The sequence below is a fragment of the Ensifer adhaerens genome (genome assembly GCF_000697965.2).
In the GTDB taxonomy this organism is placed as follows: Bacteria; Pseudomonadota; Alphaproteobacteria; order Rhizobiales; family Rhizobiaceae; genus Ensifer; species Ensifer adhaerens.
Map to the genome: position 1 here is coordinate 1,194,614 of NZ_CP015880.1, position 17,206 is coordinate 1,211,819.

Sequence of the window (17,206 nt, forward strand, 5' to 3'; positions counted from 1 at the left end):
TTGTGCGGCGGTTCAACGTGAAGGGTGGCACGACCGCCACGCGTGTCGAAGCCTTGGCTGTGCGGGAGGTTCCTTTGTCCGGCGATCTCAAGACTGCTGCCGATGCAATCCTAAACGCCGCGGTCGCTTCCGCCGATGGCGTGCCAGGCGTTGTCGCAATCGCCACGGATCGCCACGGCAATTTTTACGCGGGCGCCACCGGAAAGCGCTCTTTGGCTGGCGCGACGGATATGACCATCGCCAGCGTCTTTGCGATCTTCTCGATGACGAAGGCGATCACGGCGACGGCCTGCCTGCAATTGGTCGAGGAGGGCAAGCTCGATCTCGACGCTCCCGCCAGGCAGTACGCGCCCGAAATCGGCACGCTGCAGGTGATCGAAGGTTTTGACCTCGCCGGGAATCCGAAACTCCGCCCGCCCAAACGAGACATCACCACGCGCATGCTGCTCCTGCACACGGCCGGTTTTGGCTACGATTTTTTCAACGAGACCTATGCCCGGTTGGCGCGGCAACATGGACAGCCGAGCGTGATCACCGCCTCCCATGCATCCATCCGGACGCCTTTGCTCTTCGATCCGGGCGACGACTGGGAATATGGGAGCAGCCTGGACTGGGCCGGGCAGGTCGTGGAGGGCATCACCGGCAAGCGGCTTGGCGCTGTGATGGCGGAACGCATCCTCCAGCCGCTTGGCATGGAAGACACCGGCTTTGCAATGACCGCATCCATGACATCCCGCGTGGTTACCTTGCACCAAAGGGACGATGCCGGACGTTTGTCGCCGTTGCCTGATTTCAGGCTCCCGCAGGACCCGGAGGTCCAGATGGGCGGGCACGGTCTCTATTCGACGGCCGTCGACTACGCCAAATTTATCCGCATGTGGCTCAACGACGGGATGTCACCCGGCGGTCGGGTGCTGAAGACGGAAACGGTCGAAATGGCGGCAAGGAACGGCCTCGGAGAAAGGAAGATCAAGAGGCTCCCGGGGGTAATAAGAAGCCTGTCGCACGACGCCGAATTTTTCCCCGGCATGCCGAAGTCCTGGGGGATAAGCTTCATGATCAACGATGAAGCAGCACCGACGGGACGGCCAGCCGGTGCGTTAGCCTGGGCGGGGCTTGCGAACCTCTACTACTGGATAGATCGCCAAAACGGTCTCGGTGGCCTGTGGGCGACACAGATACTGCCCTTTGCCGATCCCGCTTCGTTCGGGAGCTATCTCGATTTCGAAACGGCGGTGTACGCGGCTCGAAATACATAGCGGCGACGGGCGACAGAGGTCGCTGCGCCCGTCCGCCCTGATCCGTGTCAGTTGTTGCCGGCAGGTCCGCTCTGGTCCATGCGGCGGCGGACGAGCTTGTAGGTGCGGTCGGGCTGAACCTCGTAGGTCTCGTAGACCATCTGGCCTTCATACATGAAGCGGTTCTGGATCATGGCGCCCGGTGCGGCCTGTGTCTTCCTGCTGGCCGCGTTCTCGCCATAGGTCAGGCTCTGGGGCAGGGGCTCGAGATCTTGCTGGGCGCTGTTGCAGCCGGCGAGCGCGAGGAGGCCGATGAGGGCGAGATAGGTCGGTTTCATGGTTCGGTCCTTGGTGACTATGACGTGATGTTGCGAGCAGGGAATCGGTGCGCTAGCCGCGCGCCTGCTCCCTGGTCAGCTTTTCGAACTTCTTGATGGCGCGATCGCGCTTCAGGCGCGAGAGCCGTTGTGTCCAGAAGATGCCGTCGAGCTGGTCGATTTCGTGCTGCAGGCAGGTGGCCATGAAGCCGTCGGCTTCCTCGTCGATCGTCTCGCCGCCAAGCGTCTGGTAGCGGACGCGAACGGCGCGGGGGCGTTCGACCTCTTCAAGGATGCCCGGCATCGAGACGCTGCCTTCCGTATGGGTCGCCTTCTCGTCGCTACACCAGATGACCTCCGGATTGACGAAGGTCCTGGCGCCGCTTTCGCGATCGAACTCGATCACCGTCACGCGCTCCAGGATGCCGATATGCGGCGCGGTGATGCCGACGCCGGGGGCGTCCCGCATCGTGTCGAGAAGGTCCGCGGCCAGCGCCTCTAATGCCGCGTCGAAGCGGGTGATCGTCTCCGCCTTCCGCGTCAGCAGCGGGTTGGGAAAGCGGACAATGGGGCGAATGGCCATCAGATCTTCCTTGGCGGCGCCAAATGGGTGTTGCGCCTCCGATATCTCGACTGAAGTGCTAGCCGATCGCGCGGTCGATGTCGACTGTGTCGAGAAGCAGCCGGTTTTTCATGTATTTGCAACAGCTTGAATAAATCTGTTGTTGCGGCGCGCCCGGTGGTATCTGTGCTGTGGACCTCGGCAGGGCTTTGCGCTAGCAGGCTGTAAGGCCAGAATTCCCGCCCATGGCGGCGGATGAGGGCGAGGCAAACGTCAGTGGACGCATTCTTTCCGGCTCGCGAGGCGGACGGCCGGGAAGCAGCAAATCGTTTCGAGGGCGCGCATGAGCAATACTGGCGACGAAGACCGCGGCTCAGAAGACGTCAAGGCCTTTGACGGCTCGGACATTTATGCCGACGACGGTTCTATCCGCTCTGATTTTCTCATGCATGTCGGCGCGGCAATCGCCGACCGCGATACGATCTATCTGCGCCAGCACGTTGCCCACCTGCACTCGTCGGAAATGGGTGACCTGCTCGAGGCGATCCAGCCCGATCAGCGCCTGGCGCTGGTTTCGCTGCTCGGCAAGGAATTCGACCTTTCGGCACTGACGGAGGTCGACGAAGCGATCCGTCTCGATATCGTCGAGCACATGCCGAACGAACAGATCGCCGAGGCCATCGGCGAGATGGATTCGGACGATGCGGTCTACATTCTGGAAGACCTGGACCAGGAAGACCAGGACGAGATCCTGGCGAAGCTGCCGTTTACCGAACGGGTTCGCCTGCGACGCTCGCTGGATTACCCCGAAAGCACGGCCGGCCGGCGCATGCAGACCGAGTTCGTGGCGGTGCCGCCATTCTGGACTGTCGGCCAGACGATCGACTACATGCGCGAAGACGAGGACCTGCCGGAGAGTTTCACGCAGATCTTCGTGATCGACCCGACCTTCAAGCTGCTCGGCGCCATTGACCTCGACCGCATCCTCCGAACCAAGCGTTCGGTCAAGGTCGATGCGATCATGCACGACACCAGCCATGCCATTCCGGCCGAGATGGACCAGGAAGAGGCGGCCCAGCTATTCGAGCAATACGACCTTCTTTCTGCGGCCGTCGTCGATGACAATGGCAGGCTTGTTGGCGTGCTCACCATCGATGACGTCGTCGACGTCATTCAGGAAGAGGCCGAGGAAGACTTGCTGCGCCTGAGCGGCGTCGGCGACGAAGAGCTTTCGGACTCCGTCGGGGAGGCATCGCGCTCGCGCGTGCCCTGGCTGTTCATCAATTCGATGACCGCCTGCATCTCCGCTTCGGTCATCGGCCTCTTCGACGCGACGATCCAGCAGATCGTGGCTCTCGCCATCCTGATGCCGATCGTTGCGGGCATGGGCGGCAATGCCGGTTCGCAGACGATGACCGTTACCGTGCGCGCGCTCGCAACACGGGGTCTCGACATTCACAACGCGCCGCGCATCATCCGGCGTGAAGCCGGCGTTGGGCTGCTCAACGGCATGATCTTCGGCACGCTGATCGGGCTTCTTGCCGGTCTCTGGTTTCAGGACCTGAACATCGGCGGCATCATCGCAACTGCGATGCTGATCAACATGATGGCTGCGGCCCTTGGCGGCATCCTCGTGCCGCTCTGCCTCGATCGCTTCGGCGCCGACCCGGCGGTCTCTTCCGCCGTCTTCGTGACGGCCATTACCGATATCACCGGCTTCTTCAGCTTTCTCGGCATCGCCACCTGGTGGTTCCACGTCACGTAACGTGGCGCGTTGTTTGACTTTTACGTCAAGGTCAACGATAGTGCATGCTCAGGAACACATGGAATGGCAGCGTGGATAAATACTATAGCATCACCGAATTGACGCGGGAATTCGGCATTTCCACGCGAACGCTGCGTTTCTATGAGGACGAGGGCCTCATCCATCCGGAGCGCCGTGGTCGCACGCGCCTGTTCCGGCCGGCCGACCGGCGGCTCATTCAGGAGATTCTGCGAGGGCGCCGCATCGGCTTCACCATCGCCGAGATCCGTGAAATCATTCAGGTCTACAAGGACCCTCCCGGCGAGCTCGGCCAGCTTCAGCTGCTGATGTCGCGCGTCGAGGAAAAGCGCGAAGAGCTGCGCCAGAAGCGCAAGGACATCGACGATACGCTGGCGGAACTCGACAATGTCGAGGAAGCGTGCCTGACGCGTTTGGCCGAAATCGGCGTCGGCACCTGAAGGGTCGCTGGTTTATGTCTGGAATTTTCGAAGGGTAGCGTTCGCGCTGCCCTTTTTGCTGCGTGTATCCCTGCCGGCGCTCAGATCCAACGGCTGGTATGCCGGCAGTAGCGCTCGAATTCGAAACCGAAGCGCGACAGCAGGTGCCGCTCTTCATTGCGGATGGCAAAGAGTGTGGTCAGCATCACGGCTGCAATCGCCATGATGAAGAACCACGGATTGAGCGTCGCCAGCCCAAAGCCGATCATCATCAAGGTGTAGCCGAGATAGATCGGATTGCGCGTGAAGCGGAACGGACCGTAGGTGACCAGGCATGTGGCTGATCGGTAGGGCATGACCGCCGTATGCCGATCGAGCAGCGTTTTGACGGCCCACAGGGCCAGCCAGATCGCGACGATAATCAGGGCGCCGCCGCTGATCCAGGGAAACCAGCCGTGGCCATGTGCCACCGGAATGGGAAAATGTCGCGCCAGTAGAAGCGCCGCAAGAGTGGCGACCCCGTAGAGAAGGGCCGGCCATGGGAAGTTCAGCGGCTTGGCACGATAGGCATTCATGTCCTAGTCCCCTGATTGCACGTTGATTGTGCATTGCTGCGCGATTCGCGCAATGCGTTCATCGCTGCTGACGTTGATCTCTCCCCTGTTCAGGCTGTCGAACAGGTTCTGTTCCACCAGACGGTCGAGGGTACAGCCGCAGAAGCTGTCGCACGGCACGGCAGGATTTCCCTGGTTGCAGGCCGCAACGCAATTGCTGCGGTAGGCTTCCTTGGGATCCGGCAGTGTCGGCGGAGAGATCAGCGAGAAGAGATAGACCAGTCCGATGAGCACGGGCTGGTGAATGAGGTATATGGCCAGACTGTGACGGCTGCCGAAGACGAGGGGCGTCATCCACAGCCGCCCCTTGCCATCTGTGGAGGGCCGGCTTGCAAGCGCGGATACCAGCCGCGCGTGGAAGAGCTTGGCGGCACCAAGGCCGAGCAGAAACGGCCCGAGCCACGGCAACAGCGGCACGTAGTCGTTGGACCGTGGCAGCGTCTCGGACAGACCGACCCACCAGAGCCAGGGCGCATCGAAGATCGGCGAGCGCAGATAGAAGGGTGCCGCGATGGCCGCGGCGGCTGCGGCGAAGGAAACGACGGCAGGAAGCCTGAGGAATATCAGGCCGATCAGGCTTGCCGCGGCGATCGCATGCAGGATGCCGAAGAAGATGAAGGTGTCCGGGAAGGCAAAATAGGTGGCAATCGTGATCAGCGCTGCGGCGCCGGCGATCTTGGCGAAACGGCGCAGGAACGCGTTGATGCGGATCGTCGGCCATTGTCCGAGCACGAGGCTGTAGCCGGCAAGAAACAGGAAGCTGCTGGCAATCAGCCGCGCAAAAATCTTCCAGCCGCCGGTGCCGGCCGTGCCTGCTGCGACATAGCCGAAGAACTCGAGGTCCCAGACGAAGTGATAGGTCGCCATGGCAAGCAGCGCCACGCCGCGCGCGACATCGATGAAGGCGAGCCGCCTGCCTGTCGGTTTCGCTGGGGTCTCTGCTGCCGGTGCGGTCACATGGATATCGGACATGGGCATTCGCCATCCTGTTGGCGTGAGGAAGAGTGGCAGGCCTGGCTTGCGCCAGGCACGCGTCCTTGATTGCTGATGGAACGCCGCGGCTGCGATCCGCAGCCGTCCGGCGCGCCGGTTGCGCGGATTGTCAGGGTGTTGCGTCCTTGAGGAGCGCGGAACGCGCCTCCGAGAAGAACTGTCTGCGGGTCAAGACGAAGATGACGAAGACGGTGAGCGCCACGAACACATAGGGGCTGATGAACCAGCCGAGATAGCCGATCGAAAGAAAGATCGCCCGGAGACCGGCGTTGAAGTGCTTGGCGGCAAGCACGTTCATGCGGATCGCCCGTTCGGCCGCCTTCTCCGCCGCATGTCGATCCCGCTGCATGTCGGCGGTCATCGGGATGCCACCCATCAGGATCGAGCAATAGTTGAACAGCCGGTAGGACCAGCCGAACTTGAAGAAGGAGTAGCCGAAGAGGCAGGTGAGGCCGCCGACCTTCAGCTCGAACGCCGTGCGCCCGCCATGGAAGACATAGGGCATGTCGGCAAAGATCATCTGCGCCTGTTCGGTAGCGCCGAGCAGTGCGAAGCAGCCGCCGAGCGCGAAGATGGTCGTTGAAGCGAAGAAAGCGGTGCCGGCCTGGAGCCCCGCGATGATCTGCGTATCGATCATCTTCAGGTCGCGGTTGAGCGAATTGCGGATCCAGCGGCCGCGATGCTCGTTCATGAGGCGCGTAAGACTCACGCGTTTGAAGCCGCGCGTGCCATCGGTCGCCCAGCTGAAACCCGCCCAAAGCAGGATAAACACGACAAGCGCTATGTAATCTTCGAAGGTCATACACGTGTTTTTGGCATGGCTTTTGGAAATTGCAAGGTGGCCGGGGCGGTGTCGGAATCCGCGACGCGTCAACTACTGTGATGAAATTGCGGCGGAATTTCTTCCCGGCCGTACCGACCATTTGTGCGGTTTTCACCAGGATCCTGTGTTCGGTCGCACGGGCTTGACACCTTTCCGCCACATTCCCCCATTGCGCATTTACGCTTTCTTCAATATGCATGGCCCCAGACGCGGGCGCCTACGGTGCTGCCCGCGGCCGTTGAGAGTGTTTTCGGAGACATCATGGACAATACAATTCAGAAGTCTTGCTGGGGCGTAACTGCACGCGCCGTGGCTGGTTTCGCTGGCGTTCTTGTTCTTGCTTATCTTTTCGGCGGCCTTTGATATCTAGTATCTAGAAAAGTCCACTGATTGACGGCGCGGCTTCCCAAAAGCCGCGCCGTTTTTGATTCCAGGCAACCAGTGGCGCTACCCGGAGCCCTTGCGGGAGGTCAATGTCGCACGGACGGGATCGAATGTCGGTTGACCGCCTGACGGCCTGCTATGGGATCGCTTAGGCTTCGTTCCTATATCTGCTTGCGGATCTCCTTAAATCGGCACCGATCAAGGCGTAAAATCCACCAGCAAATAAGACGGTATCACGCCGGTTCGCATAGACTTCGAAGCGTGGTATCGAGGCAATCGTTAATGCGGTGCCGGGCGATCATGCCCGTGCGTCGCGGGTCAGTCTCCGGGGCAGGCAGCTTATGTTTCTTTCCGTCTTCGACGTGTTCAAGATTGGTATCGGGCCTTCGAGCTCGCATACGATGGGGCCGATGTCGGCCGCCAATCGCTTTCTCGATCTCATCCTTTCCGACGACTGGCCACGTCCGTCCCATGCCTCCGTTGCGGCAATCAAGGTGAGCCTGCACGGTTCGCTCGCCCACACCGGCATCGGCCACGGAACGGGCAGGGCGGTGATCCTCGGACTCGTTGGCGAACGCCCGGATCTCGTCGATCCGGATCGCATGGATGCCCTCATCGATGAGGTCGAACGCACGGGCCGCATTACACCGCCGGGCCATCCGTCCTACGAATTCCAGCCGAAGACCGATCTGGTCTTCGACAAGAAGGTGCCGTTGCCCGGCCATGCCAACGGCATGTCGTTTTCTGCCTTCGACCGCGACGGCCGCCTGCTGTTGAAGCGCATCTACTATTCGATCGGCGGTGGCTTCGTCGTGACCGACACGGAACTTGAGGCCATGCGCGCCTCGAAGAACAAGGCGACGGGCGTCAAGGTGCCGTTCCCGTTCTCCTCGGCCCAGGAAATGCTGGACATGTCGGCGCGCTCCGGCTTGACGATTGCGCAGATGAAGCGGGCGAACGAAGAGGCGACGATGTCGCCGGACGAACTGAACGCCGGGCTCGACCGCATCTGGGGCGCCATGAGCAATTGCATCGACCGGGGCTTGAGCCAGGACGGCATCATGCCCGGCGGCTTGAAGGTTCGCCGCCGCGCCCGCTCGATCCACGACAAGCTGCAGGAAGAGTGGCGTTCCAACAAGGCCAATCCGCTGCTCGCCAACGATTGGCTGAGCGTCTACGCAATGGCGGTCAACGAGGAAAATGCCGCCGGCGGCCGCGTCGTCACTTCGCCCACCAACGGTGCCGCAGGCGTGGTGCCGGCGACGATCCGCTATTACATGCATTTCCATGACGACGCCGACCAGGAAGGCATTCGCGACTATCTGCTGACGGCTGCCGCGATCGGCGGCATCATCAAGCACAACGCCTCGATTTCCGGCGCTGAGGTCGGCTGTCAGGGCGAAGTCGGCTCGGCGTCCGCGATGGCGGCGGCGGGCCTTGCTGCCGTTATGGGCGGTACCCCCGAGCAGATCGAAAATGCGGCCGAGATTGCACTCGAACATCACCTCGGTATGACCTGCGATCCTGTGGCCGGCCTCGTGCAGGTGCCCTGCATCGAGCGCAATGCGCTTGGAGCGGTCAAGGCGGTGACGGCCGCTTCTCTGGCGCTCAAAGGTGACGGCAAGCATTTCGTGCCGCTCGACGCCTGCATCGAGACGATGCGGCAGACGGGCGTCGACATGAACGAGAAGTACAAGGAAACATCGACCGGCGGTCTTGCGGTCAACGTTGTCGAATGTTGAGGCTTGCAAGCCTCTCGAAGCCCAGACGCCGGTGTATCGACCGGACGTATTGCGGTGATTGTGGATGAACGACGTCTGGCCGCTTGACCGCAACGGCCGGACGGGTGTTCAAAAAAAGCCATGTCTCTACATCTCATAAAGCTTTGCGTCGGAGCGGAATCGATCGAGGACCTGCGCGAATGGGTCTCGCGCAAGGCGATGGCGGCCATGGCCGCCGGCCTCGAGCCGCACTCGTTCCACACGACGCGCATGGTGCCCAAGCGCGTGGAGGAACTGCTGGAAGGCGGCTCGCTCTACTGGGTGATCAAGGGCAGCGTGCAGGCGCGCCAGCCGCTCATCGGCATCGAGACCTTTACCGACGGCGAAGGTATCGGCCGTTGTAATCTGCTGCTGGGTCCGGAAGTGATCGAAACCGAACTGCAGCCGCGTCGCGCGTTTCAGGGATGGCGTTACCTGACCGACAAGGACGCCCCGCGCGACCTGGCGTCGCTATCGGGCGGCGGCTCCGAGATGCCGCTCGAACTGCGGCGCGAACTGGCCGAACTCGGGCTTCTCTAGAAGTCCTATGCCGCGGGCATTTTGCTGAGCTCTTGGCAATCGAGCGGCAACCAACGCGTCCTTGAAGGTGTCGCCTGCTTTCGCACTCTTCTGCGCGCGCGAAACGGCCCTGCCGAGGCCGCACCATCATCCAGCCAGAAAGCAAAAAGGCGGCCGTGGCCGCCTTCCGGACTGTGAATGTTCAGGTGATCCGCATCTTCAGCGGATGGCGCCGGTTTGGCGCCGTCACGTGAAGGTGGATGCCGGCGCGCGGCTGGGTCGAGCGCCAGGCTCGAGCTCCGTGCGTCAAAAGCATGCCGACGAGATCGCGTGTCTTGGCCTTCGATCGATTGAGGCCGAGATCGGCGATGCGCATGGCCGCCTCGTGCAGGGGGTGCAGATTGATGCGCGACGGTTTAGCCCGTCGCCCCGGCAGCGGGGTGACACCCGGAACGTTCTCGTTCATTGCCATGTTTAACCTCGTTACGCTGTACAAATCCGAGGAAGGCGGCCGGAAAACAAACACATCCGGCCGCCAAATTTCGTCGTTACTGCTGGCTGGCCCAGCAGGAGATGCCTTTCTTCTTCAAGGCCTTGCAGGCGTTGACTGCCGAATTCTGGTCATCGAAGCCGCCGAAGCGGGCGCGGTAGACCTGGCCGAAGGCGACGGTGAACGGCTGCGCGTTGCGCAGTGCCTTGCCGCCCTTGTCCTTGGCGTTGCCGAGCAGCGTCATGGCCTGATCCTTGTCCGGAGTGGCACCGATCTGGATCACCCAGCCCTGCGGCTGCGCCGGCATCGGCTCGGCCTTTGCGACTTCAGCAGGCTCTGCCTTGGCAACAGCCTCTGCCTTCTTCGGCACGGAATTGGTGATCTGGGTGTCGACCATCGCTGCGGTCACAGGCTGGCGAAGCTTCAGGCTCTGCGCGTCGAGCGTGTTGGGAACGATCTTCGGAGAAAGGACAGGGTTGTCCGATGCACGCTTGTTGCCGGCATAGGCCATCTGCACGCTGCTGGCGCTTTCGCCGTTGTAGCGGAAATCCGGAACGGGACCGGTGTTGGGCAGGTCATGGCCAGCGGCGACGGCTGCGACGACCGGCGTCTCGGCAACGGGCGCTGCGGCTGCAACCTGGGTCTCTTCGGCCGGAACGGGGGTCGGCTTGGTCTCGGCAATCAGGTTGCCGTTGCCGCGACGCGATGCGTCCGGCATGTACTTCGCGACCAGGCGGCGCATCTGTGCATCGCGGCTGGCGCCCGAGGTGCCGCCCATGACGACGGCGACGATGCTGCGGCCGTCGAGCTGGGCCGAGGTCACGAGGTTGAAGCCGGAAGCGCGCGTGTAGCCGGTCTTGATGCCGTCGACGCCGCGCACATTGCCGAGCAGGCGGTTGTGGTTGCCGATGGTCTGCTTGCCGAAGCGAAAGCTGCGCGTGGAGAAGTAGTCGTAATACTGCGGGAAATGCTGGCGAAGCGCGAGGCCGAGGCGGGCCTGGTCGCGTGCGGTCGTGCGCTGTTCCGGATTGGGCAGGCCGTTGGCGTTGCGGTACGTCGTGCGCGTCATGCCGAGCGCGCGCGCCTTGTTCGTCATCATGCGGGCGAAGCGTTGCTCGGAGCCGCCGAGATACTCGCCAAGTGCCGTGGAGGCATCGTTGGCCGACCGTGTAACGAGCGAAAGGATCGCCTGTTCGACGGTGATCGACTGGCCGGCGCGCACGCCGAGCTTAGACGGAGGTTCCGCGGACGCATTTTTCGAGAAGGGAATCTGCGTGGACTTGCTGATCCGACCGGCTTCGAGCGCCTCGAAGGTGAGGTAGAGCGTCATCATCTTGGTGAGAGACGCCGGATAGCGCAGTTCGTCGGCATCCTCGCCATAGAGGATCTTGCCGGTCTTGGCATCGACGACGATGCCCGAATATTTGGGATTGGCGTAGGTCGACGCCGCAAAGCCGGGCAACACAAAGGCGACCGAGGCAATGGTGCCTGCCAGGACGACCCGCTTTACCATCTTTGAAAGAGCGCCGAACGGGCGCTTCGCGAGATCAAAAAAACCGGTTTGGGACACTACGCTGCTCTTTATTCTCATGTCATGGGGTTGTCCGGACGCCGCCTCCGGGAACGACCGTTCTCGAGACAGTATCGGCATAGCGTTACCAATCGGTTTATGATGAATGATTGGTTTCCGGAATCGGACGCATTCGTACAAAGACAATTCCGGTGTAGCGCAATGATGCGGTGCCTGCCTGCACCACATCAGTTGGACGAAATCAGGGCACGATTCGGCTTTTGATGAAAGCTGTAATCGCGTTGTCGATTTCCTTCCATTGCGGCAACAGTTTATTGGCGAAGCGGTAGAGGACGACGAGGTCCTTGCCGGCATGAATGTCGCGCTGGCAGTCGGCGCTGGTCGATATGGTTTGCGCGTCGGATTTCAGGCAGCGCACCACGTAGGGCGCCTGGCCTGTCCGCTCCGCAGTATAAAAGACTTCGCCTGCATAGCTGGAGGCAGCTTTGGTCGCATGTAAAAGCAGTCCGTTCGGCCCGCGGGATGGAGGGCCGTCGAAAACCTGCTTGTAGATCGGCTCCACCCGACCCGACATGTCGCGGGACATCGTGCTTTGCGAAATCTGCAGGAAGATCAGATTTTCAGGCGCGTCGACGTCGTTGAAGAGGTCGCGATTTTCGTCGCTGTAACCTTCAAGGCTGGGCCATGTCAGATAGACATCGACACGCCCGACGATCGAGGTGGCGCGTTGGGCCTCGAAGCGGATCATGTTCGCCGGCAGCCGCAGATGATCCTGTCCGATGAAGATATCGTAGGGCTCTCTGCTGGCGGTGTGACCGGCCAGCGCCAGGTTTTCGCCGAACCATCTTCCCGCGAACGCGATTGCCGCCGTCAGGGCTGCGAGCACAACAACGACCGCCGTCACCCGGTAGATGAAGCGGGCCGACAGCAGCGGCCGGAGTTCCGGTTCGTCTATCCCGTTTGGAGCGTTGCTCATGGTGGCCGTCCCGTCGCGTTGGCCGCGCCCAAGTCGAGTGTCGAGCCCCTGGTTGGCGGCGGACCGAAGTGTGGCGGACGCCGCTTGCCCGACGCTGGTCGAAGACGGTTAACTTTCGATGAATGCCCTATGCCCGCGTGCGTCCGGGGAGACAAGGCCGCATAAAAAAATGGCCGGTTCCGAGGGACACGGAACCGGCCGAGGCTCGGTCTGGACGGGGAAAATGGACTGACCGAGGCCCGTTGGGAGACGTCCGCCGGGTGGCGGCTCGCCTGTATTTCAGATCTTACTGCGTGCGAACGCTACCGACGGCAACGGTGCGGCCGTCCTGAAGCTTGACCCAGCGGCCGGAATGCTCGGTCGATTGGCGCTTGAGGTAGGTGTATTCGGTATCCGACCACAGCAGCACCTTGTTGCGCATGTTGTCGAGGATGAAGTCGCCGCGGTCGGTACGAACGGTGAGGACGGCATGGCCGTCGCCATTCGGCTGCAGCACGACGGTGATCAGCAGGTCGGATGCGGAGAAGCCGTTTTCGATCAGCTTGCGGCGCTTCAGGAGAACGTAGTCTTCACAATCGCCGACGGTTTCCGGATAGGACCACTTCTCTTCGACGCCATGGATTTCCATGTCGGTCATCGGAGTGATCGCCTGGTTCACGTCGTAGTTGATCTCGAGAATTTTCTGCCAGCCTTCGCGGGTCAGCACCATCGGGCCGCCGTCCTTGCCGTTGGAGGTGCACTCCGACGCATAGATCTTGCAGAACTCGTAGTGGCCGATCGGCGGGTTGGTGGAGCCGGTCACGACCATGTTGGCCGGAAGCGCCTGAGCCGTGCCGAAAAGGCCGCCGGTGAAAAGGACCGCAACCGCGATCAGCTTGGTGATTGTCTTGAGCATGATTGTCTCCCCGTTATGGTTCGACAATGGCACAGACGTTTTTATCGCTCGCGAACTTGCGAGCTAAAAACAAGTACAAATGAAAGTCGTATAAGAATAAAACAAGAATAGAATTTTATTTGTATTTGAATCGAATTTGAATCAAATTTTATCGATTTTAGCTCCGCCCGCTCGTGGAGGTGTAATTTGTTAAGCATTTAACCCGCTGTATTTGTTTGGGTATGCGCGAAACGAGCGACTGGGCGGTGCAAAAACTGCGGCGCGGCCACGGCAGGAGATGCATCTTTGCAGCGTCTGTACTTGCCACTTCGGGAGAGTTTTGACTTGAAATATGCGTTTTCGCTTGAATTCCACCGGAAAAATATTTGCGGACGACGAGAGCATTTTGATCGCGGCGCCGGACTTGTCTCGAAATGATCCAGGCGCGGATGCGGCGCGCTTCTTACTCGCGAAAACCGCTCCGGTTGCCACCGATCATCGTGTGTCTTCGGGCTCGGGGACGTAGGGCCTAAGCGAGCACGCCTTTAGCGCGTTCTCTCGGGCGTAGCCGAGCGGAGCGATGTGGGAGCGGGGGTTCTTTGCCGCACAAAAGAAGCACGAAGACGGTTTTATGTCTGAAGGACAGTTCGGGAGATGGGGGCTAGGAGCGTTGCTCAATGCAAGGCGGGTAGCCGAAGGACGGCGCAGGCGCGCCGTTAGAGGAATTCGGTCAGTGCCTCACGGGACTGGATGCCCAAGAACTCGATGGCGCAGCCTTCCTGGAAGTGACGGACGATCCGGCCCTTCATATTTCCCAGGAGGATGGCGGTTCCGATCGGCGGGCGGTTCTCGATGTCGACGGCAGCACCGGACAGCGAAAGGTCGATGATGCGGCACGGGAACTTCTCGCCGGTGTCGAGCGTCAATTCGGTTACCGTTTTGCGCGGCGCAAGGCGATCGTGGCGGCGGTCTTCGGGCAGGCCGAGCTCATGCTTGTTGGCGATCCAGGTGAGCTGGGCCGCGAGCTTCTCGCGCTTGCGCTCGGTCGCGTTGAGCTGGATGACGAAAGCGCCATCGGCGATGCGAGACACCGTGCCTTCGAGGCGACCGACGTGATCGACATAGGCGATGATGCGTTCGCCCGCGCGCGGCTGGGCCGGCGAGGAAAGCAGGACGTCGCCGGGCGACATGTCGATGGCGGTGCACTCGAACTCGTCACGATTGGCAAGCATCAGCCGCCCCGCCAGATTCACGGAAACGCGCTGGAACGCACCTTCGTGGTGCGGTTTCGGAGCGGTATTCTGTGCGTGCTGAAACGAGAACATGTTGACTCTGTGGCGACATAGCTTGGCTGGCGGAGCTTAGCCTTTTCAAGTTAATAGAAGGTTCGTCCTCCGGTTGGTCCCTGACATCATCTCGGGACAGTCGGCGCGATCAATCGCGGCGCCCGCCCTCGAGGATGCGGAGATGCCCGAACTGGCGGAATTCGCGCGAAAATGCGCCGGCGGCAGGCGATTTCGCAAAGGCATCGCTCTGTCGTTCGGTTTCCTCGTCGCGAAAAACAGCGGTCCGATCAGGGTCAAGAACCTTCATGCCCGTCGCATCGAGACATTCGATTGAGGTTGCATGCAACCAATACGGGCGGGAAAGAGGTGAGAGGGCGCCAAGGACCCGGTCACTTTCGCCTTCGCTGGAGGCAAGCGGCAAAAGCAGGGTTTCGATATCGACTTCCCGCGCGTCGGCGGTACGGCCCTTGGCCGAAAGCACGAGCGGCACACGGTGCGTCATGACCTGGCCGGTGATGCGCTGCGTTTTCGCCGCCTGGCTGCCGAGCCAGAGCATGCCGAATTGCCGCCCGCGCAGCTCCTGCCCGAAGAGGGCGCACACCTGGGTTCCCGCTAGGCGAAACGAGATGCCGGCATTGCGGTCGCGCTCGAGAATGAACAGGTTCGGCAGCAGCGTTCTGATGTCGGAAGGTTCAAGCTCGTCGCGGCGCGGAAGCTCGCGCTTCCCGCGAATGGTGTTCCAGTATCGGAAAAGCTCCGTCGTCGTATTGCTGCGCATCGCTTCTTTCATTCCATTCCTGCGGCCCGTTGTGTCCCGGTTCGAGACATCTTCGGCCATGCATTTCGGTTCTGAGGATTAAGGAGCGAAAACCGTGCCAGCCGGAAATTAAGGTTAACAAACGGTTTCCGTTGCAGTGCGCCGCCGCAACTGGCAGGGGAGGACATCACTTTACGAAGCGTTGTCTTCGGCACTTGAACTGGAGCTCGGATCTGAGCTTGGCGACCGTTCAGTTTTTGCTGGACGGTCTTTTTTTGTTTGCTTATGGCTGGTCGCCCCAACTCCAGTCCTAATTCCGGTGATGCCATGCCATTGCCGCGATCGCACAGGAATGTGTGGGCCGCATTGAGAGGAGAACACAGCAACCATGGAACGAGATCAGACGGCGACGCCACCGGAAGCAGAGCGCGACAGCGCCGCGAACCCGGCGCGCGAGCCGGCCTTCAATCTGCCGGCGGGGCTGACCTTCATCCTGCTGTTTCTGATCGCAATCCATGTTCTGCGAACCTACGTGCTGCCGCCGGCGATCGATCAGGAGATCATCTTCAACTTCGCCTTTCTCCCGGCCCGCTACGATCACCCATTGGCCGAGCAGGGGCTTGCCTGGCTGTGGAGCCCCGTCACCTATTCCTTCCTGCATGGAAGCTGGGAGCATCTGATCTTCAACATCTTCTGGATGGTGGCCTTCGGTGCGCCGGTCGTGCGGCGGATCGGCATGGGGCGTCTCGCCGTGTTCTGGTGCCTGTCGGCGGCGGCCGCAGTCGCGCTGCATACGGCGTTTCACTGGGGGGAAATGATCGTCGTCGTCGGCGCTTCCGGCGTGGTGTCCGGATTCATGGGGGCTGCCGCGCGCTTCGTCTTTTCGCCGAGCGGACGCATCAGCCGGCAGTTTGCCCATCTCAATCGCCGGCTCGACGTCGGTGAGGCTCTGGCCAACCGCTCGGTTGTGGTCTTCGCCGGTATCTGGTTCCTGACCAATTTCCTAATCGGCCTTGGCATGTTTACCCCCGGCGGAGCGGGCAGCGTCGCCTGGGAAGCGCATATCGGCGGCTTCCTCTTCGGCTTTCTGCTCTTCAGCCTTTTCGATCCGCGTGACTGACGGAGCGAAAGATTGGCGGACGGCGCTTGTGAGCGCTTGATTTCCCCAAGGCGCTGGCGCACCATTTGTTACGGTCGCCCGTGATCGAAAGACTGGGCGACCCGTGTAGGCCGGGTATCGAATGCCATCCGCGTCTGAGGAGCACGCGAGACGGCTTTCGCAAGCGGCCAGGGTACAGGTTCCATCGCCCGACCGTACCGCACGTGAGATGGCTGGACCTATCCCTGCCGACCCGGTGTTGTCGCAACGGGAGATGTGCGCATGTCAGTAAAAGCCATACTCGATGAAAAGGGCCGGAATGTCGTAACGGTCGGCCCTCAGATGACAGTCCAACAGGCTGCCATCCTCTTGCGTGACAATCATATCGGTGCGGTCGTCATCCTCGACGCGGACGATCAGATCGCAGGCATCCTCACCGAGCGCGACATCGTCGCAGCGATTGCCAAGCAGGGTTCGACCTGTCTCGAAAGGCCGGTGGCAGCGGTCATGTGGCAGAATGTCTATTGCTGCACCGAGGACATGTCGGTTCAGACCCTGATGGAAATGATGAGCAAGCTCAGGGCCCGTCACCTGCCGGTCGAAAGGAACGGCCAGCTTGCCGGCATCGTCTCGATCGGTGACGTGATCAAGCATCACATCCGCGCCATCGAGCACGAGACCGAACAGATCAAGGCCTATATCGCCGGCTGAGAGAAAAGGGCGGCATTGCGCCGCCCTCTTAATCCCCCTGGGAGCCGCGAAGCACCCGTGTGTTCAGGAT

18 protein-coding genes are annotated in these 17,206 nt (G+C 61.3%); 7 read left to right on the forward strand and 11 right to left on the reverse strand.

The window, feature by feature from the left end; translation table 11 throughout:
- Positions 1-74 precede the first annotated feature (74 nt).
- On the forward strand, positions 75-1,259 hold the full coding sequence (gene acmB / locus FA04_RS05735) for a methyl acetate hydrolase AcmB (RefSeq protein WP_034796015.1): 1,185 nt from the start codon (positions 75-77) through the stop codon (positions 1,257-1,259).
- 47 nt (positions 1,260-1,306) lie between these two features.
- On the opposite strand, the gene FA04_RS05740 is transcribed toward acmB, so the two are convergent.
- Complete coding sequence (locus FA04_RS05740) at positions 1,307-1,576, reverse strand: hypothetical protein (RefSeq protein WP_034796014.1); 270 nt, start codon at positions 1,574-1,576, stop codon at positions 1,307-1,309.
- Between the two features lie 52 nt (positions 1,577-1,628).
- Complete coding sequence (locus tag FA04_RS05745; protein ID WP_034796011.1) at positions 1,629-2,138, reverse strand: peptide deformylase; 510 nt, start codon at positions 2,136-2,138, stop codon at positions 1,629-1,631.
- 322 nt (positions 2,139-2,460) lie between these two features.
- On the opposite strand from FA04_RS05745, the gene mgtE reads away from it, so the two are divergent.
- The gene (gene mgtE / locus FA04_RS05750; protein WP_034796009.1) at positions 2,461-3,882 is read left to right on the forward strand and encodes a magnesium transporter; all 1,422 of its coding nucleotides are present in this window, start codon (positions 2,461-2,463) and stop codon (positions 3,880-3,882) included.
- 44 nt (positions 3,883-3,926) lie between these two features.
- On the forward strand, positions 3,927-4,340 hold the full coding sequence (locus FA04_RS05755; protein ID WP_034796007.1) for a MerR family transcriptional regulator: 414 nt from the start codon (positions 3,927-3,929) through the stop codon (positions 4,338-4,340).
- Between the two features lie 80 nt (positions 4,341-4,420).
- On the opposite strand, the gene FA04_RS05760 is transcribed toward FA04_RS05755, so the two are convergent.
- The 3 genes from FA04_RS05760 to FA04_RS05770 form a co-directional block, all read right to left on the reverse strand.
- Positions 4,421-4,894, reverse strand: coding sequence for a methyltransferase family protein (locus FA04_RS05760; RefSeq protein WP_034796004.1), 474 nt, complete (start codon positions 4,892-4,894; stop codon positions 4,421-4,423).
- A 3-nt stretch (positions 4,895-4,897) separates the two neighbouring features.
- On the reverse strand, positions 4,898-5,905 hold the full coding sequence (locus FA04_RS05765; protein ID WP_034796001.1) for a heparan-alpha-glucosaminide N-acetyltransferase: 1,008 nt from the start codon (positions 5,903-5,905) through the stop codon (positions 4,898-4,900).
- Between the two features lie 130 nt (positions 5,906-6,035).
- Positions 6,036-6,728: a DUF599 domain-containing protein gene (locus FA04_RS05770; protein ID WP_034795992.1), complete on the reverse strand. Its 693-nt coding sequence runs from the start codon at positions 6,726-6,728 to the stop codon at positions 6,036-6,038.
- A gap of 746 nt (positions 6,729-7,474) precedes the next feature.
- Between FA04_RS05770 and FA04_RS05775 the strand changes: the two genes are divergently transcribed.
- Positions 7,475-8,875, forward strand: coding sequence for an L-serine ammonia-lyase (locus FA04_RS05775; protein WP_034795990.1), 1,401 nt, complete (start codon positions 7,475-7,477; stop codon positions 8,873-8,875).
- 120 nt (positions 8,876-8,995) lie between these two features.
- Positions 8,996-9,433, forward strand: coding sequence for a DUF1489 family protein (locus FA04_RS05780; protein WP_034795986.1), 438 nt, complete (start codon positions 8,996-8,998; stop codon positions 9,431-9,433).
- Positions 9,434-9,614: 181 nt separating this feature from the next.
- Here FA04_RS05780 and FA04_RS05785 read toward each other — a convergent pair whose 3' ends face one another.
- The 6 genes from FA04_RS05785 to FA04_RS05810 form a co-directional block, all read right to left on the reverse strand.
- On the reverse strand, positions 9,615-9,884 hold the full coding sequence (locus tag FA04_RS05785) for a hypothetical protein (protein ID WP_034795983.1): 270 nt from the start codon (positions 9,882-9,884) through the stop codon (positions 9,615-9,617).
- Between the two features lie 76 nt (positions 9,885-9,960).
- Entirely contained in the window at positions 9,961-11,493 is a 1,533-nt protein-coding gene (locus FA04_RS05790) for an SPOR domain-containing protein (protein ID WP_034795980.1), read from the reverse strand.
- Positions 11,494-11,674: 181 nt separating this feature from the next.
- On the reverse strand, positions 11,675-12,409 hold the full coding sequence (locus tag FA04_RS05795) for a hypothetical protein (RefSeq protein WP_034795976.1): 735 nt from the start codon (positions 12,407-12,409) through the stop codon (positions 11,675-11,677).
- A 286-nt stretch (positions 12,410-12,695) separates the two neighbouring features.
- Positions 12,696-13,304: a transglutaminase-like cysteine peptidase gene (locus FA04_RS05800; protein ID WP_034795974.1), complete on the reverse strand. Its 609-nt coding sequence runs from the start codon at positions 13,302-13,304 to the stop codon at positions 12,696-12,698.
- 695 nt (positions 13,305-13,999) lie between these two features.
- Positions 14,000-14,608: a PilZ domain-containing protein gene (locus tag FA04_RS05805; protein ID WP_034795971.1), complete on the reverse strand. Its 609-nt coding sequence runs from the start codon at positions 14,606-14,608 to the stop codon at positions 14,000-14,002.
- Between the two features lie 109 nt (positions 14,609-14,717).
- Entirely contained in the window at positions 14,718-15,359 is a 642-nt protein-coding gene (locus FA04_RS05810; protein WP_234798738.1) for a PAS domain-containing protein, read from the reverse strand.
- 355 nt (positions 15,360-15,714) lie between these two features.
- On the opposite strand from FA04_RS05810, the gene FA04_RS05815 reads away from it, so the two are divergent.
- Together FA04_RS05815 and FA04_RS05820 are read left to right on the forward strand one after the other, a co-directional pair.
- Positions 15,715-16,446: a rhomboid family intramembrane serine protease gene (locus tag FA04_RS05815; RefSeq protein ID WP_034795968.1), complete on the forward strand. Its 732-nt coding sequence runs from the start codon at positions 15,715-15,717 to the stop codon at positions 16,444-16,446.
- Positions 16,447-16,707: 261 nt separating this feature from the next.
- On the forward strand, positions 16,708-17,136 hold the full coding sequence (locus tag FA04_RS05820; RefSeq protein WP_034795965.1) for a CBS domain-containing protein: 429 nt from the start codon (positions 16,708-16,710) through the stop codon (positions 17,134-17,136).
- Positions 17,137-17,206 lie beyond the last annotated feature (70 nt).

Excerpts from the sequence above, each read along its gene's own strand:
- FA04_RS05740 (WP_034796014.1), bottom strand. The coding sequence starts at position 1,576 with ATGAAACCGACCTATCTCGCCCTCATCGGCCTCCTCGCGCTCGCCGGC.
- FA04_RS05745 (WP_034796011.1), bottom strand. The coding sequence starts at position 2,138 with ATGGCCATTCGCCCCATTGTCCGCTTTCCCAACCCGCTGCTGACGCGG.
- mgtE (WP_034796009.1), top strand. The coding sequence starts at position 2,461 with ATGAGCAATACTGGCGACGAAGACCGCGGCTCAGAAGACGTCAAGGCC.
- FA04_RS05755 (WP_034796007.1), top strand. The coding sequence starts at position 3,927 with ATGCTCAGGAACACATGGAATGGCAGCGTGGATAAATACTATAGCATC.
- FA04_RS05760 (WP_034796004.1), bottom strand. The coding sequence starts at position 4,894 with ATGAATGCCTATCGTGCCAAGCCGCTGAACTTCCCATGGCCGGCCCTT.
- FA04_RS05765 (WP_034796001.1), bottom strand. The coding sequence starts at position 5,905 with ATGTCCGATATCCATGTGACCGCACCGGCAGCAGAGACCCCAGCGAAA.
- FA04_RS05770 (WP_034795992.1), bottom strand. The coding sequence starts at position 6,728 with ATGACCTTCGAAGATTACATAGCGCTTGTCGTGTTTATCCTGCTTTGG.
- FA04_RS05775 (WP_034795990.1), top strand. The coding sequence starts at position 7,475 with ATGTTTCTTTCCGTCTTCGACGTGTTCAAGATTGGTATCGGGCCTTCG.
- FA04_RS05780 (WP_034795986.1), top strand. The coding sequence starts at position 8,996 with ATGTCTCTACATCTCATAAAGCTTTGCGTCGGAGCGGAATCGATCGAG.
- FA04_RS05785 (WP_034795983.1), bottom strand. The coding sequence starts at position 9,884 with ATGGCAATGAACGAGAACGTTCCGGGTGTCACCCCGCTGCCGGGGCGA.
- FA04_RS05790 (WP_034795980.1), bottom strand. The coding sequence starts at position 11,493 with ATGAGAATAAAGAGCAGCGTAGTGTCCCAAACCGGTTTTTTTGATCTC.
- FA04_RS05795 (WP_034795976.1), bottom strand. The coding sequence starts at position 12,409 with ATGAGCAACGCTCCAAACGGGATAGACGAACCGGAACTCCGGCCGCTG.
- FA04_RS05800 (WP_034795974.1), bottom strand. The coding sequence starts at position 13,304 with ATGCTCAAGACAATCACCAAGCTGATCGCGGTTGCGGTCCTTTTCACC.
- FA04_RS05805 (WP_034795971.1), bottom strand. The coding sequence starts at position 14,608 with ATGTTCTCGTTTCAGCACGCACAGAATACCGCTCCGAAACCGCACCAC.
- FA04_RS05810 (WP_234798738.1), bottom strand. The coding sequence starts at position 15,359 with ATGAAAGAAGCGATGCGCAGCAATACGACGACGGAGCTTTTCCGATAC.
- FA04_RS05815 (WP_034795968.1), top strand. The coding sequence starts at position 15,715 with ATGGAACGAGATCAGACGGCGACGCCACCGGAAGCAGAGCGCGACAGC.
- FA04_RS05820 (WP_034795965.1), top strand. The coding sequence starts at position 16,708 with ATGTCAGTAAAAGCCATACTCGATGAAAAGGGCCGGAATGTCGTAACG.